The organism is Cellulosimicrobium cellulans, assembly GCF_007679345.1.
Classification (GTDB): domain Bacteria; phylum Actinomycetota; class Actinomycetes; order Actinomycetales; family Cellulomonadaceae; genus Cellulomonas; species Cellulomonas cellulans_A.
Map to the genome: position 1 here is coordinate 169254 of NZ_VEGH01000002.1, position 15963 is coordinate 185216.

Consider the following 15963-nt stretch of genomic DNA (forward strand, 5'->3'; position numbering starts at 1 on the left):
CCCCGCGGCGGGTGCCGCGGGGCCGTCGGAAGCGGTGTGCCGCCCGGTGCGGAGGGCACCGGGCGGGACGGGTCCGGCGCGTCAGATCCGCACGCGCCGGGGGTTGCTCACGCTCGTCCAGGTGATGTCGTCGAACTCGGTCTCCGACGCCTGCTGGTCCGTCGTGCTCATCTCCATGACTCGCCCCCCTCGATCCGGTGTGTCGGTGCCATCCTGCGTCGCCCGCCCGCCCGCCGCACCCCCGGCGGGTGAACTCCGCGTAAAACCTCCCGGCCGCTCTCACCCGCCGGACCGTGGGACCGACGTCCCGACCGATCCCGCTGACGCGCATGGCATCACGCGCGTGATCAGCGCCGCGCCGCACGGAGAAACCCGTCCCCGCTCGATCGACGGCGACGCGGCGTGCCACCATGGCTCGGACGCCGAACGGTCAGGTGGTGACATGACGACCTCAGCCCTCACGACGCCCTCGCCCGCGGACACCGCGGGCGTGCGCTCCCCCGCGGGTCCCGCGCCCTACGCCGAGACCCCGGAGGCGGTGCTCGCCGAGCTGCGCAGCACCCCCGCGGGCCTCCGCGAGACGGACGCCGCGCGGCGCCTCGCGGAGCACGGCCCGAACCGGCTGCCGGAACCGCCGGGGAGGAGCTGGCTGCGCCGGCTGCTCGGCCACTTCGACGACATCCTCATCTACATCCTGCTCGCCTCCGCGGTGCTCAAGGCGCTCCTCGGCGACTGGATCGACTTCGCCGTCATCCTCGCCGTCGCCGTGATCAGCGCCGCGCTCGGCTTCCTGCAGGAGGGCCAGGCCGAGCGGGCGCTCAAGGGCATCCGGACCATGCTGTCGCTCGACGCCCAGGTGCGCCGGGACGGCGAGTGGCAGGTGGTCGACGCCGACTCGCTCGTCCCGGGCGACGTCGTGCGCGTGCGGTCCGGCGACCGCGTGCCCGCCGACGTGCGGCTGATCGAGTCCACCAACCTCCAGGTCGAGGAGGCGGCCCTCACCGGCGAGTCCGTCCCCGCGAGCAAGCACGTCGAGGCGGTCGGGCCCGACGCCGGCCTGGGCGACCGCGCCTCGATGCTCTACTCCAGCACGATCGTCACCGTCGGCACCGGCACGGGCGTCGTCACCGCGACCGGCGGCGGCACCGAGATCGGCCGGATCCAGTCGCTCATCGCGGACGCCTCGGACGACCTCGACACCCCGCTGTCGCGCAAGCTGGCCCAGTTCGGCAAGACCCTGTCCCTGGGCATCCTCGGCATGGCCGCGTTCATGCTGGTGGTCGGCCGCGTCATCCACGACTGGGACGTGCCGGAGCTCATCTCGGCGGCGATCGGCTTCGCGGTGGCCGCGGTGCCCGAGGGTCTGCCCGCGCTGGTCACGGTGACCCTGGCGCTCGGGGTGCAGCAGATGGCGCGGCGCAACGCGATCACCCGCAAGCTCACCGCCGTCGAGGCGCTGGGCTCGGTGACCACCATCTGCTCGGACAAGACCGGCACCCTCACGAAGAACGAGATGACGACGCGCACCGTCGTCACCGCCGCCGCGACCTACGACGTCGAGGGTCTCGGCTACGCGCCCGAGGGCAGGATCACCCGGGACGGCGAGCACGCACCGCTGGGCGCGCACCCGGACCTCGCGGCCCTCGTCGCGACCGCTGCGTCCGCCAACGACGCCCGGATCGTCCAGGACGGCGGCCTCTGGAAGGTCGTCGGCCAGCCGACCGAGGGCGCCATCGCGACTCTGGCCCTCAAGGCCGGCGTCGACCGCGCGGGCGTCGAGCGGGTCGCGGTGCTGCCGTTCGAGTCCGCCACGAAGTACATGGCCACGCTCGACCGCGTCCCCGGCGCCGGCACCCGGATCCGCGTCGTCGGCGCCCCGGACCGGCTGCTCGACCGGTGCAGCCACCAGCGCGCCGCCGACGGCGGCACCGAGCCGCTGGACCGCGCCCGGTGGGAGGCCGTGATCGACGGGCTCGCGTCCCAGGGCCTGCGGACGCTGGCCGCCGCGGAGCGCCCCGTCGCGGACGGCACCAGCACCCTCGACGTCGCGGACGTCGAGGAGGGCCTGGTGTTCCTCGGCATGTTCGGCATCGTGGACCCGCCGCGGCCCGAGGCCGTGCAGGCCATCGCGGACTGCCACCGCGCCGGCATCCGGGTCAAGATGATCACCGGCGACCACGTCGGCACCGCCACCGCCATCGCCCGCGAGCTCGGCATCGCCGCCGCGGACGGCGACGTGCACGCGCTCACCGGCGCCGAGCTCGAGGCGATGACCCAGGAGCAGCTGCGCCAGCGGGTCCGCGACGTCGACGTGTACGCGCGCACCAGCCCGGAGCACAAGATCCGGATCGTGCGGGCCCTGCAGTCGCACGACGAGGTCGTGGCGATGACGGGCGACGGCGTGAACGACGCCCCCGCCCTCACCCGGGCCGACATCGGCATCGCGATGGGCATCAAGGGCACCGAGGCCACCAAGGAGGCCGCGGACATCGTCCTGGCGGACGACAACTTCGCGACCATCGAGCGGGCCGTCGAGGAGGGGCGGCGGATCTACGACAACATCGCGAAGTCCGTCGTCTTCCTGCTGCCCACCAACGGCGCGCAGTCGCTCGTCATCCTGGTCGCGGTGCTGTTCGGCCTGACGCTGCCGCTGTCCCCGGTGCAGATCCTGTGGGTCAACCTCGTCACGGCCGTCACGCTCTCGCTCGCGCTGGCGTACGAGCCGGCCGAGCCCGGCGTGATGTCCAGGCCGCCGCGCGCACCCGGAGGGTCCGTCATCTCGGGCCGGTCCCTGCGGCAGGTCGTCATCGTCTCGCTGCTCATCGGCGGCGCGACCCTGGCCGTGTTCTTCATCGAGCGCGCCCGCGGCACCGACTACGCGGTGGCCCAGACGACCGCCGTCACGATGCTCGCGCTCGGCCAGCTCGCGTACCTGTTCAACTGCCGGTTCCTGGGCGAGTCCAGCCTCACCCTGCGCGTGCTGCGCGGGAACCGGGTGGTGTGGACCGCGACCGGTGCGCTGATCGCGCTGCAGATCCTCTTCACCTACGTGCCGTTCATGAACGCCTGGTTCGACTCGGCGCCGATCGGCCTGCGGGAGTGGGGGCTGACCCTCGGGTTCGCGATCGTGGTGTTCCTGCTCGCCGAGGGCATGAAGGCCGTGACCCGGGCGATCGACGCGCGGGGCGCGGCCCGGACCGCCGCCGCGGCGGAGACCGGGGGCGCGCTCCCGGGCGCGCCCGTGCCCGGGGCCGTGGCGCTCGACGACGCCGCGGCCCGGCTGGCCGAGCTGGTGCACGCCGTCGAGCACGGCGACGAGGTCACGCTCACCCGCGACGGACGCCCGGTGGCGCGGATCGTCGCGGTGGCCGGCGCCGCGCGGCGGACCAGCGGCCGGGGGACCGCCGCCGGCGCCACCGTCGCAGCCGAGGTGAGCACGACGGCGATCCAGCTGTCGCCCCCGGACGAGTCGGGCGCGAGCCCGGCACCGGAGGCGGGGGCACCGGGCGACGGGCGGCACACGGCCGGCGACGAGACGGTCGGGGCGTCCGCTCCGGAGGCGCCCGCGGCTCCCCCCGCGTCCGCTCCGGACGTGACCCCGGCGCCCGCCGCGGAGGAGCCCGCACCGGCCGCGCCGACCCGGGTGAGCACCCGCGCGCCCGAGCCCGGGGCGCCGGCCCCGGCGGCCACGGACGCGACCATCGTCCTCGACCCGGTGCCGGCCGCCGGGCCGGGCCCCGATCCCGCCGCCGACCCGGAGCGCCCCGACCCGCCGCGGCGCCGGTCCCGGCGGGAGCTCGCCGCCCCGACCGAGCCCCTGGGCGCGGTGCGGCCGGAGACCGACGGGGACTGAGCGACGACGCGCCGACGGGGCCGTCACCTCCGGGTGGCGGCCCCGTCGACGTCCCGGCGGCGACGCGTCAGATCGTCGCGACCGACCCCGAGTCGACCCGGTAGTTCGACCCGTTGACGAAGGACGCGCGCTCGGACACCAGGAAGCCGATCACCGCGGCCACCTCGTCGGCCCCGCCCCGCCGCTTCGCGGTGAGGAACGGCCGCTCCTCGTCGAGGAACGACGCGATCGCCTCGTCCCGGTCGGTGCCGCGCTCCTCGGCCCGCTGGTCCATCATCGCGTCGGTCATCGGCGTCGCGATGAACGCCGGCGACACGGCGTTCACCAGCACGCCCTCCGGGCCGTAGGACTTCGACAGCCCCTTGGCCAGGGAGAGCACCCCCGCCTTGGACGCGCAGTACGGCAGCTCGTCGACGTAGGGCTGCACGCCGTCCTCGGACGCCAGCAGCACGACCCGGCCCCACCCGGCCGCCCGCATGGGGGCGAGGACCGCGCGCACGACGCGCACCGCCGCCAGCAGGTCGACCTCGATCGTCCGCGCCCAGCCGGCGTCGTCGATCTCGTGGAACAGCCCCTGCGCGCCCGTCACGCCGGCGGCGTGCACCAGGATCTCCGGCGCGCCGAACGCGTCGCCGGCGCGGGCCACCAGCGCCTCGACCTCCGCCGGCACGGTGACGTCGGCCAGCACCGGCAGCAGGCGGCCCGGTCCCGCGCCGAGGTCGGCGACCGCCGCCTCCAGCGCGGCCGCGTCCTGGTCGGTCAGCACGACGCGGGCGCCCTCCTCGAGCAGCAGGCGGGCGGTGGCGAGACCGATGCCGGAGTCGCCGCCGGTGACGAGCGCGACGCGGCCGGTGATGCCCAGGTCCATGGGGTCCTCCTCGGGTTCGGGTGCGGCGCGGGCCGGTGGGCGGGCGCCGGTCGTGCTGCCGCCGGCGGGTCAGCCCGCCGGCGGGTGGTCCTCGGCCAGCGCGGGTGCCAGCGTCAGCGCGGCCTGCACGAGCGCCAGGTGGCTCAGCGCCTGCGGGACGTTGCCGAGGAAGTCGCCCGTCGCCGGCTCGATCATCTCGGGCCACACCCCGACGTCGTTCGCGAGCGCCAGCAGCTCCGTCATCCAGTCCGCCGCCTCCCGGGGTCGCCCGACCAGCGCCAGCGCCGCCACGCCCCAGAACGCGCACGCGACGAACGCGCCCTCCTCCTCGGGCATGCCGGTGTACCGGTGCAGCAGCGGGCCGGAGCCCAGCTCGGCCCGGAGGGCGTCCACCGTGCGGCTCATCCGCTCGCCGGTGTCGAAGCCGCTGCGGGCGTGCAGCAGCACCGAGGCGTCCAGCCGGTCCGAGCCCGGGTGCATCACGTACGCGCCGCGCTCCTCGGACCAGCAGTGCTCGCCCACCCAGCGGGCGATCCGGTCGGCCTCGGCGCGCCAGCGGTCGGGCTCTCCGGGGATCTGCCCGAGCTCGGCGAGGTGCACCGCGCAGCGCAGCGCCTGCCAGCAGCCGAGCTTGGACGAGGTGTAGTGCTGCTCCTCGGTCAGCTCCCACATGCCGGCGTCCGGCCGGTGCCACGCGTCGGCGGCCTCGTCGGCGACGGCGGCGAGCAGCCGCCCGGTCTCGGCGTCCAGCAGGTTGCCGGCGTCCACGTACCCGCGGACCACCGCGAGGACGTCGCCGTACACGCCGAGCTGGAGCTGGCCGTCGGCGCGGTTGCCGGTCACGACCGGGCCGGTGCCGCGCCAGCCGGGCACGTCGTGCTGCTCGGGCGGGGGCGGGAGGGAGCCGTCGAGCCCGAAGAAGATCCGCGTGCCGTGCGCGCGCAGGGTGCGCAGGGTCCACGAGATGGCAGCGTGCACCTCCTCGCGCAGCCCGAAGCCGATCCACGCGTCCAGCGTGTACGCGGCGTCCCGCACCCAGGCGTACCGGTAGTCCCAGTTCTTCCCGCCGGACCGGCTCTCCGGCAGCGAGGTCGTGGCCGCCGCCGCGATCGCGCCGGTCGGCTCGTGCAGCAGCAGCTTCAGGGCGAGCGCGCTGCGCTGCACCGCCTTGCCCCACGGCCCGTCGTAGTGGAACTCGCGGGTCCAGGCGCGCCAGTTGTCGACCGTCCGGTCGATGCCGCGGTCGACGTCCTCCGGGTCGGGCACCAGGACCGGCTCGCGCTCGGTGCCCACCACCGCGACCAGGTGCCGGGAGCCGGGCGTCGCCTCGAACGCCCCGGCGCACGCCTGGTCGTCGACCACGGACGTCATCTCCCCGAGCGTCCGCACGGTGAGCGTCACGCCGTCGGCGCGCAGCACCGGGCCGAGGTGGGTCCGCTGCACCCACGGCGAGGCGCTGCCGAGCACCGTCCCCGGCGCCACCCGCCACGCGACCGGGACCGAGCCCGCCAGGCCCTCCACCCGGGCCGCGAGCTCGCTCCACGGCAGCCGCCCCGCCACGCCGGTGTTCATCGCCTGCGTCACCCGCACCCGGCCGCCGGCGGTGTCGTACGTCGTGACCAGCACGTTCGTACCGACGACGTACTGCCGGCGCAGCCGGTACGGGACCGCCGGCGCGATCTCGACGTACCCGCCCGCGTCCGCGTCCAGCAGGGCCGCGAACACCGGCGGCGTGTCCAGGTCGGGCACGGGGAACCAGTCCACCCGCCCGTCGTCCGCGACCAGCGCGACCGTCCGGCCGTCGCCCAGCGCCGCGTACGCGCGCAGGTCGACGTACCCGTCGGTGCGCGGGGTCGGGTCGCGCGGCTCGTCCGCCGCCGCGTGACCCGACCCCTGCGTGCGCGTGCCGGCGTCGCCGTCGAGGTTCTCCAGCCCCGGCTGCTCCGTCACGCGCGCCCCGCCGGGCCGGTCGCCGCACCCGTCACGGGGTCGGCATCCCCCCGTTGACGTTCAGCGTCTCGCCGCTGACGTAGCTCGACTCCTGCGAGGCGAGGAACACGTACGCGGGCGCGAGCTCGGCCGGCTGACCGGCGCGGCCGTACGGCGTCTGCGTGCCGAAGTCCGGCAGCTTCTCCGGCGGCTGGCCGCCGGCGGTCTGCAGCGGCGTCCAGATCGGACCCGGCGCCACGACGTTGACCCGGATGCCCTTCGGGGCCAGCTGGCCGGCCAGCGCCTTGGAGATCGTGTTGATCGCCGCCTTGGTGGTCGCGTAGTCGACCAGGATCGGCGCCGGCTCGTAGGCCTGGATCGAGGACGTGGTGATGATGCTCGCGCCCTTCGGCAGGTGCGGCACCGCCTCCTGGACCAGCCAGTAGAGCGCGTACACGTTCGTCTTGAACGTCTCGTCGAACGACTCCGGCGTGAGCTCGGTGATGTCCTCGACGTACTGCTGGCGCCCGGCGATGATCGCGAGCGTGTCCAGGCCGCCGAGCTCGTCGAGCGCCGTGCGGACCAGCGACCGGGTGTAGTCCTGGTCGACCACGTCACCGGGCGCGAGGACGATCTTCCGGCCGGCGTCGCGCACGAGCTGTGCGACGTGGTCGGCGTCCTCCTGCTCCTCGGGCAGGTACGACAGCACGATGTCGGCGCCCTCGCGGGCGAACGCGATGGCGACCGCGCGGCCGATGCCGGAGTCGCCGCCGGTGATGATCGCCTTGCGTCCCTCGAGCCGCCCCGAGCCGCGGTAGGTGTCCTGCCCGTGGTCGGCCTTCGGCCGCAGGTCGGCGTCGAGCCCGGGGCCGTCCTGGCTCTGCTCCGGCGGCTCGGGCATCGCGTACTGCGCGATCGGGTCCTGGAACGTGTACTGGTCGGCCATGAGGCGTCCTTCCCGTCCGGCGATGAGAGCGAAAGGCGACGCCCGCCGGTGTCGTGCAACCGGCGGGCGTCGTCCCGCGTTCATCGTGTGCCGGTGGGCCGCAGCCCGCAACCGCGGGGCGGTCCGGCGGGCCGCTGCGGCGCGGCGTGGGCCGGGGTGCGCCGGGGTCGGCTAGAGGTCGGCGGGGTCCACCAGGAAGCCCGCCATGTCGGCGATCTCCCCGCCCACCTCGGCGTGCACCTCGCGCGCGACGCCGCGCACCACCCGCGCCGCGCGGCCGCGGGCGACCCGGTGCGGCAGCGACGGACGCTCGGACTCCAGCTGCTCGACGTCCGGCGCCTCCCAGCGGACCCGGTACGCGACGACCTCGCCCTGCGCCCAGTCGACCGCGGCCAGCGCCAGGGGCACCTCCGCCTCGGCGGCCACCTCGACGACCACGATGCCGTCGACCCCGAGGTCGACCTGCAGGCCGAACGCCTCGGACGGCGGCGGGTTCTCGCGCATGTGGGCGTCGAACGCGTCCGCCTCGGCGTGCAGCCGCCGGCGCTCCTCCGCGTCGGCGACGCCCGCCCCCACCCGGTCGCGCCCGGCCAGCGCGGCACCCGCCTGCTGCGGCGACGCCCGGCGCGCGTCGGGGGCGGGCGGCACGTCCAGCGCCGCCCGGGACGACACCCGGCGGGCGGCCTCGAGGACCGTCCCGGGCTCCACCCAGCGGTCGGTGAGCACCGTGAGGTCGAGGGCGGCGTCCATGTCCGGCTCCAGCACCACCCCCGAGTCGACCCGCAGCGCACCGCCGAGCCGGCGGGCCACGGCGACGAGCCACTGCACGACGCGCTGCTCCTCGCGCACCGGGCCGGCGGTCCCGAACGCCCGGCGCAGGCCGTCCCGGTCGCCGCCGAACGCGGGCTGCTCGGCGCGCTCCCGCGGGCAGTCCACGACCCAGGCGACGCGCGCGTCGGACGGCAGCCCCCAGCGCGCGAGCTGCGCGGGCTCCAGCGCGAACGGCCCGGTGAGGGTCGACAGCCGGCCGAGCCGCAGCACCCCGGGGGTCGCCGCCGGGGCCGCGGTGCGTGCGGCCCCCGACGCGCGCCGGCCGGACGGCACGCGCGGCGGGCGCTCCCACCGCGCGGCGGCGAACCTGCTGGTCGCGAGCACGTCCAGCTCGTCCGGCACGACGCCCTCCGGCAGCACGAGCAGGTGCCGCCCGGGCGGCGGCGTGACGCCCGCCGCGGCGGGGACCTCGGGCAGCGGCGGCAGCGACGCGGTCACGGCCGGGTCAGACCTGGGTGCGGTGGAAGTGCTGCCAGGAGCGGGAGGCCGTCGGCCCGCGCTGACCCTGGTACCGGGAGCCGGTGGCGCCCGAGCCGTACGGGGCGAGCGCCGGCGAGGACAGCCGGAAGAAGCACATCTGCCCGATCTTCATCCCGGGCCACAGGGTGATCGGCAGCGTCGCGACGTTCGACAGCTCGAGCGTCACGTGGCCGGAGAAGCCCGGGTCGATGAACCCCGCGGTCGAGTGCGTGAGCAGGCCGAGGCGGCCCAGCGAGGACTTGCCCTCCAGCCGGGCGGCGATGTCGTCGGGCAGCGTCACCTGCTCGAACGTCGAGCCGAGGACGAACTCGCCGGGGTGCAGGACGAAGGGCTCGTCGCCGTCGACCTCCACCAGCCGCGTGAGGTCCGGCTGGTCCTGCGCCGGGTCGATGACCGCGTACTTGTGGTTGTCGAACAGCCGGAAGAAGCGGTCGAGGCGGACGTCGACGCTCGACGGCTGCACCATCGCGGGGTCGTGGGGGTCGAGGACCACCCGACCGGAGTCGAGCTCGGCGGTGATGTCGCGGTCGGAGAGCAGCACGGGACCACGGTACCGGGGCGGGCGGGGCGGTTGAGATCGGGCTTCCGTCCCCGGACGATGCTTCGCTAGAGTGCCCCCATCGCCCGGGGAGCTGATCCTCGTGGAAGTCGAGGGCCCGAGACCCGTCCGGAGGACGTGGCGTTCGGGCCCTACGCACGTGCGGGGCGCCCCTCACACGTCGACGACCGCCGCCGTGAGCGGAGCGGCCCGCCGCCGCCGCTCGCCCCCGCGGGCCCAGCACCACGCCACAACGTCCGGGAGCGCGAGCAGCGGTTCCTGCCCGGCTCGCCGGTGCTCGTAGCTCAGCCCTTCTCGGCGCCCAGCCGCGCGCGTGATCTCGAGCAGGTCCCGGCGGTCGCGGGCGTCCTGGGTCTCGTCGGACTCCAGCACCAGCCGGTCGCACCCCGTAGCGAGGTCGGTGACCAGCCGCGCGAGGCAGGCGCGTCGCCTGGCGATCTGGGTCCGGGCGGGCGGTCCGCCCGCCGAGTAGATCGTCGTGCCGAGCCCGAGCTCCGCGAGGGCGCTCAGGATGATCCGACGGCGGCGGTCGGACTCGTGCTTCATGTGGACGCGCGACTGCCGCGGGAGCACCAGGCGGCGGACCTCCTGGCGGGCGCCGTGGACGCTGCCGACGTCGACGATCGTGGCCGCGAGGAGGTAGTCGCGCGCCTTCGACTCGTCGACATACGCGTGGGACGTCACGACCGGCCCCGCTGGTGTCCGCGCATCCCGGGACGGTAGGCGCCCGTTCCCGGCACTGAGTGGGACCTCCGCTCCGGGCCGGGACCACCGCCCGCCGGAAGCGTTTCGACCGTGCGCTACGCTGACCGACGCACGCCGCGTGGGAGCGCTCCCGCAGCGGCCACCACTGACGACCGGAAGGCGCGACGATGCGGTACGGCCACTTCGACGACGAGGCACGCGAGTACGTCATCACGACGCCGCGCACCCCGTATCCCTGGATCAACTACCTGGGCTCGGAGGAGTTCTTCTCGCTGCTGTCGCACACCGGCGGCGGCTACTCCTTCTACCGCGACGCGAAGATGCGCCGGCTCACGCGCTACCGGTACAACAACATCCCCACCGACGAGGGCGGCCGGTACTTCTACGTCCACGACGGCGGAGACGTGTGGACGCCGGGCTGGCTGCCGGTCAAGGCCGAGCTCGACCACTACGAGGCCCGGCACGGCCTGGGCTACTCCCGGATCACCGGCGAGCGCAACGGCCTGCGGGTCGAGACGCTGTTCTTCGTGCCGCTCGGCGAGACCGCCGAGGTCCAGCACGTGACGCTGACCAACACCTCCGACGCCGAGAAGACGGTCAGCCTGTTCTCGTTCGTCGAGTTCTGCCTGTGGAACGCCCAGGACGACCAGACCAACTACCAGCGCAATCTGTCGCTGGCCGAGGTCGAGGTCGAGCTGGACGGCCCGCACGGGTCGGCGATCTTCCACAAGACCGAGTACCGCGAGCGCCGCGACCACTACGCGGTCTACGGCGTGAACACCCGCGCCGACGGGTTCGACACCGACCGCGACGCCTTCACCGGCCCGTACAACGGGCTGGGCGAGGCGGCCGTGCCGCACGCCGGCAGTGCCACCGGCTCGATCGCGTCCGGCTGGTACCCGATCGGCTCGCACCAGGTCGACGTCACGCTCGCCCCGGGCGAGAGCCGGTCGCTGACCTACGTCCTCGGCTACGTCGAGAACCCGCACGAGGAGAAGTGGGCGCCCGCCGACGAGGCCGCCGGCGTCCCGGCGATGCAGCGGGTGAACCGCGAGCGCGCGCACGCCCTGCTGTCCCGGTTCGCGACGACCGAGCAGACGCTCGCCGCGTTCGAGGCGCTCCGGACGTCGTGGACCGACCTGCTGTCCACCTACTCGGTGACGAGCACCGACGAGAAGCTCGACCGGATGGTCAACATCTGGAACCAGTACCAGTGCATGGTCACGTTCAACATGTCCCGCTCGGCGTCGTACTTCGAGACCGGCATCGGGCGCGGCATGGGCTTCCGGGACTCCAACCAGGACCTGCTCGGCTTCGTGCACCTGGTCCCGGAGCGCGCGCGGCAGCGGATCATCGACATCGCGTCGACCCAGTTCCCGGACGGCTCGGCGTACCACCAGTACCAGCCGCTGACGAAGCGCGGGAACAACGACATCGGCTCCGGCTTCAACGACGACCCGCTGTGGCTGATCCTCGGCGTCGCCGCGTACATCAAGGAGACCGGCGACTGGGGGATCCTCGACGAGCCGGTGCCGTTCGACAACGAGCCCGGGTCCGAGGTGCCGCTGTTCGAGCACCTGACCCGGTCGTTCCGGTTCACCGTCGAGAACCGCGGGCCGCACGGCCTGCCCCTGATCGGGCGGGCCGACTGGAACGACTGCCTCAACCTCAACTGCTTCTCCACCGAGCCGGGCGAGTCGTTCCAGACGACCGAGAACCAGGCCGGCGGGGTCGCGGAGTCGGTGTTCATCGCCGCGATGTTCGTGCACATCGGCCCGGAGTACGCCGAGCTGGCCGAGCGCCGCGGGCTCGCGGACGTGGCCGCCGAGGCGCGCGCCGCCGTCGAGGAGATGCGCGGCGCGGTGCTGGAGCACGGCTGGGACGGCGAGTGGTTCCTGCGCGCCTACGACTTCTACGGCAACCCGGTGGGGACCGACGCCAAGCCCGAGGGCAAGATCTGGATCGAGCCGCAGGGCTTCGCGGTCATGGCCGGCATCGGCGTCGACCCCGCCGACCCCGCCTCGCCCGCCAGCCCGGCGGTCCGCGCGCTCGACTCGGTGCACGAGCACCTGGCGACGCCGCACGGGATGGTCCTCCAGTGGCCCGCCTACACGAGCTACCAGATCGAGCTCGGCGAGGTCTCCACCTACCCGCCGGGGTACAAGGAGAACGGCGGCATCTTCTGCCACAACAACCCGTGGGTGATCATCGGCGAGACGGTCCTGGGCCGCGGGGAGCGCGCGTTCGACTACTACCGCCGGATCACGCCCGCCTACCGCGAGGACATCTCCGACGTGCACCGGCTCGAGCCGTACGTGTACGCCCAGATGATCGCGGGCAAGGAGGCGGTGCGGCACGGCGAGGCCAAGAACTCCTGGCTGACCGGCACCGCCGCGTGGAACTTCGTGGCCGTCTCCCAGTACCTGCTGGGCGTGCGCCCCGAGCACGACGGCCTGGTCGTCGACCCGCAGATCGGGCCGGACGTGCCGTCCTTCACCGTCACCCGGGTCGCCCGCGGTGCCCGGTACGAGATCGCCGTGACCAACGCCGGCGCGCCGGGTGCGCGCGGGCGGCTGGTCGTGGACGGGGTCCCGGTCGAGGGGTCGACCGTCCCCTACGCGCCCGCGGGGACGACCGTGCGGGTGGAGGTCACCGTCTGAGGACGCGTGACGCGCGCTCCGGGCGCCTGCGTGTGCGGGCGTCCGGAGCCGCTATGCTGGACGCGCGTCCTCCCCGAGGGGACGCGTCGACCGCCCGGCTCGAGCAGCCGGGGACGGTCACGCGGGTGTAGTTCAATGGTAGAACTTCAGCTTCCCAAGCTGATAGCGCGGGTTCGATTCCCGTCACCCGCTCTCCCGACAGGGCCAGGCCGGCAGCCGCCGCGCCTGGCCCTTCGCCGTTCCCGGCGCCGCTCTCGCCCCGGCGCTCCCGTCGCCGCCACCCTCGGCCGGTCCCCCTCACACCGAATGAGGCAATCCCGTGTAACGCGGTGATTCCCCCTACTCAACGAGCGAGGGGCTGGATCGCCGCCGCCAACCTTCCCAGGGCCAGCCCGACGGAAGGACCGCATGAAGCACGAGATCTCCCGGATCGACCTGCGCCTGCCCGAGCGGTGGCGCGGGTGGCGGCCGGGCGACGCGCCGCGGGTCGCGCAGCGGTTCGCCGCCGAGCTCACCTCGGGCCCCGTCGCCGCCGCGCGGCTCCGCTCCGCCCTCGAGGCGGTCGACCGCGCCGTCGTCGGCCTGAACGCCCGGCACGTGCGCGCCGGCGCGTGGGTGCCGGAGCCCACCGGCGACGTGGTCGCGGGGCTCGCGTGCGAGATCCTGGCCGAGGTGCCCGCCGGGCCGGCCGCGGCGACGGCGCACCTGCACCGGGTGCGGCGCAAGATCGCCCGCTCCCGGCGCACGGCGACCCGCATCACCTACCACGCGGCGTCGCTGCGGGAGGTGCCGGCCGGGGACGCGGTGGTGACGCTGCGCAGCCACGGCGTGCTGCGCCACGAGGTGATCTGGACGGTGTTCCCGCCGGGAGCCGCCGAGGCGGTGGAGCTCCGGTTCGACACCCGGTCCTCCGAGCGCTACCAGGACGTCGTCGCCCACGCGGAGACGATCGCGCTCCGGCTCCGCGTGGGCCTCACGGCGCGGCGGGCGACGTCGTCCCGCCCCCTGACGACCGCGGTGCCGCGGCAGGCCGCCCGACGCACCGGCCCCGCCGCGACGCCGCCGTCCGCCGGCTCACCGCCCCCGGGGGCCCTCCCCGCCGGCGCGCGCTGACCGGACCGCGCCGGGCGCCGGGTCCACCCGGCGTCGGCGGATGTGCTCGAAGACGACCGAGGTCCGCACGTCCACGACCTCCGGGCGCTCGGTGAGCCGGTCGATGACGAACCCGTAGAGCGCCTCGTTGTCCGGCACGGCCACGTGCACCAGGAAGTCCTCGGTGCCGGTCGTGACGAACACCCCGAGGGTCTCGGGCAGGGCGACGACCCACGACCGGAAGCCCTCGATGTTCCGCCGGGTCGGGGGACGGATCCGCACGGCGACGAGCGCCTGCACGGGCCGCCCGATCGCCGCGAGGTCGACGTCGAGGGTGGCACCCCGGATCACGCCGCGGTCCCGGAGCGCGCGCGTCCGGTCCAGCGCGGTGGTCGGTGCGACGCCCACCGCGGCGGCGACGTCGCGGTTGGTGCGCCGTGCGTCCGCCTGCAGCTCCCGCAGGATCGCCGTGTCGAGTGCGTCGAGATCGGCCATGACGGGAGCCTATCCGTACGTCGTACGGAGTGACTCGACATCGGTCGTACCGGTGCCTAGCGTCACTGCTCGTCGCCGGACGGCGACCGCCGCGCTCCGCGGCGCCACCCGCCTCGAGAGGTCGCCGTGCCCGCCACTCCTGCGCCCGCCACCGCCCCCGCGCCCGCGCCCGTCCGCACCCCCGCCACCGCCTCCCCCGCCGCCGCGGCCGCGCCGTCCGTCGGCTTCGAGCCCGACGAGATCCGCCTCGACGAGCCCACGCGCTCCGCCCGGCTGAAGTGGGTGGTCGTCGTCGACGAGCAGCTCGACCCCGGCCGCGCCGCGAACGCGGTCGCCTGCGTGACCGCCGCGACGGTCACCGGCGTGCACGGCCTGCTCGGCCCCGCCGCCGCCGACGCCGAGGGCGGCCAGCACACCGGCCTGCCCTGGACCGGCTGCACCGTGCTGGGCGCGCCCCGCGCGGCCCTCGCGGAGCTGCGCGCGAAGGCCGCTGCCGCACCCGGCGTCCACGTGGCCGACATGCCGGCCATCGCCCAGCAGATCCGCGTGTACACGGAGTACCTGGCGGCGATGGCCGCGCGGCCCGCGGACGCCCACGACTACCTGGCGCTGAGCATCGTGGGACCGAAGAACCGCATCGATCGCCTCGTCGGGAAGCTGCGCCTGCTGTCCTGACCGCGCCCGTCCCCAGACCGGCGCCCCGTGACCGCCGCCCGTCCCCAGCCGTGCAGCACGCGTGCACACCGCGTCCACAGCTCGCTGTGGGCGTCCCCCGCACGATCCACGGCTCCGTGCACAAGGTGGGGACAAGTCCTGTGGACAGATCCGGGCATATCACCCGACCGCGTGGTCCGAGGGGCTGTCCGAGCGACACGAAGATGTGGACAACCCCGACCACCCTGTGGGTAACCCCGGCCCGGGCACGGAGAAGGGCCCCTCGGAGTAAGCGTCCGAGGGGCCCTCCCCGATCGTCGTCCCTACGCCCCCGACGGATCGGGGACCGGCGGCCGCTCTGACGGTGCGGCTCCGCCCCGGCACCCGGCGGCGACCTCGGGGGGCACCAGCCGCGGGCGGGGCGGCGACGATCCGACCCTCGGGGTCCTGCGGGCCGCTGCGTCGTCATCCGCAGCTCGTCGGGTCGCCCCGCCGAGGTGGTCCGTCGTTCTCCCTCCGGTCCCGACCCCGCCGGTCCCGCTCCGCCGGGCACCCGCCGAGGCGGGCCTCCCTGCGGTGGACGGTGCGTCCGTCGAGGTCGTTGGAAGAGTTCTAGACCAGCCGCGAGGACGGCCGCAAGGGCTTCCGGCGGCCAATTCTCGTCCACCGCCGGGTGCACATGTTGTCCACAGCGTCACCTGCAGGATCATGCGGTGTTCACAGGGTTGTGCACAGAATCTGTGGATGACGGCGCGATCTCGCGTCGGGCCAGGACGGGTCCGGCGCGCCTGCCGCCGGGACGCCGGTGCGGCCCGTAGCGTCGTCCACGGATCGAGGCCCCTCGGAGTAAGCGTCCGAGGGGCCTCGCCGCGCCCGAGGGGCCTCGCCGCT

11 protein-coding genes, 1 tRNA gene and 1 pseudogene are annotated in these 15963 nt (G+C 74.9%); 6 read left to right on the forward strand and 7 right to left on the reverse strand.

The genetic code is table 11. The features are described from left to right. Window positions 1–442: 442 nt before the first annotated feature. Window positions 443–3181 (forward strand): annotated as a pseudogene (locus FS882_RS03105) (cation-translocating P-type ATPase); the annotation flags it as partial. Window positions 3182–3253: 72 nt separating this feature from the next. Continuing rightward, window positions 3254–3853 (forward strand): type II toxin-antitoxin system Phd/YefM family antitoxin, encoded by a 600-nt coding sequence (locus tag FS882_RS21545; protein WP_410053261.1) that lies wholly within the window; start codon window positions 3254–3256, stop codon window positions 3851–3853. Window positions 3854–3920: 67 nt separating this feature from the next. Here the strand turns inward: FS882_RS21545 and FS882_RS03110 are convergent, their stop codons facing one another. The 6 genes from FS882_RS03110 to FS882_RS03135 all read right to left on the reverse strand — a co-directional run bounded on the left by FS882_RS03110 (window position 3921) and on the right by FS882_RS03135 (window position 10150). Further along, complete coding sequence (locus FS882_RS03110) at window positions 3921–4721, reverse strand: SDR family NAD(P)-dependent oxidoreductase (RefSeq protein WP_158370734.1); 801 nt, start codon at window positions 4719–4721, stop codon at window positions 3921–3923. Between the two features lie 69 nt (window positions 4722–4790). Beyond that, complete coding sequence (locus FS882_RS03115; RefSeq protein ID WP_158370736.1) at window positions 4791–6671, reverse strand: glycoside hydrolase family 15 protein; 1881 nt, start codon at window positions 6669–6671, stop codon at window positions 4791–4793. Between the two features lie 31 nt (window positions 6672–6702). Continuing rightward, the gene (locus tag FS882_RS03120; RefSeq protein ID WP_158370738.1) at window positions 6703–7596 is read right to left on the reverse strand and encodes an SDR family oxidoreductase; all 894 of its coding nucleotides are present in this window, start codon (window positions 7594–7596) and stop codon (window positions 6703–6705) included. Window positions 7597–7767: 171 nt separating this feature from the next. Next, window positions 7768–8865, reverse strand: coding sequence for a hypothetical protein (locus FS882_RS03125; protein ID WP_262348034.1), 1098 nt, complete (start codon window positions 8863–8865; stop codon window positions 7768–7770). 7 nt (window positions 8866–8872) lie between these two features. Beyond that, window positions 8873–9448, reverse strand: coding sequence for a dCTP deaminase (dcd, locus tag FS882_RS03130; RefSeq protein ID WP_158370739.1), 576 nt, complete (start codon window positions 9446–9448; stop codon window positions 8873–8875). Between the two features lie 171 nt (window positions 9449–9619). Beyond that, entirely contained in the window at window positions 9620–10150 is a 531-nt protein-coding gene (locus FS882_RS03135) for a hypothetical protein (RefSeq protein WP_158370740.1), read from the reverse strand. 188 nt (window positions 10151–10338) lie between these two features. Here FS882_RS03135 and FS882_RS03140 point away from each other — a divergent pair, with 188 nt between their 5' ends. The 3 genes from FS882_RS03140 (at window position 10339) to FS882_RS03150 (ending at window position 13944) form a co-directional block, all read left to right on the forward strand. Then, entirely contained in the window at window positions 10339–12831 is a 2493-nt protein-coding gene (locus FS882_RS03140; protein WP_158370741.1) for a GH36-type glycosyl hydrolase domain-containing protein, read from the forward strand. Window positions 12832–12952: 121 nt separating this feature from the next. Beyond that, a tRNA-Gly gene (locus FS882_RS03145) sits at window positions 12953–13023 on the forward strand. Window positions 13024–13239: 216 nt separating this feature from the next. Beyond that, complete coding sequence (locus tag FS882_RS03150) at window positions 13240–13944, forward strand: hypothetical protein (RefSeq protein ID WP_158370742.1); 705 nt, start codon at window positions 13240–13242, stop codon at window positions 13942–13944. Here FS882_RS03150 and FS882_RS03155 read toward each other — a convergent pair. Continuing rightward, on the reverse strand, window positions 13906–14418 hold the full coding sequence (locus FS882_RS03155) for an Lrp/AsnC family transcriptional regulator (RefSeq protein WP_158370743.1): 513 nt from the start codon (window positions 14416–14418) through the stop codon (window positions 13906–13908). The genes FS882_RS03150 and FS882_RS03155 overlap by 39 nt on opposite strands. Before the next feature lie 126 nt (window positions 14419–14544). Between FS882_RS03155 and FS882_RS03160 the strand changes: the two genes are divergently transcribed. After that, complete coding sequence (locus tag FS882_RS03160) at window positions 14545–15093, forward strand: DUF2000 domain-containing protein (RefSeq protein WP_158370744.1); 549 nt, start codon at window positions 14545–14547, stop codon at window positions 15091–15093. Window positions 15094–15963: the final 870 nt, after the last annotated feature.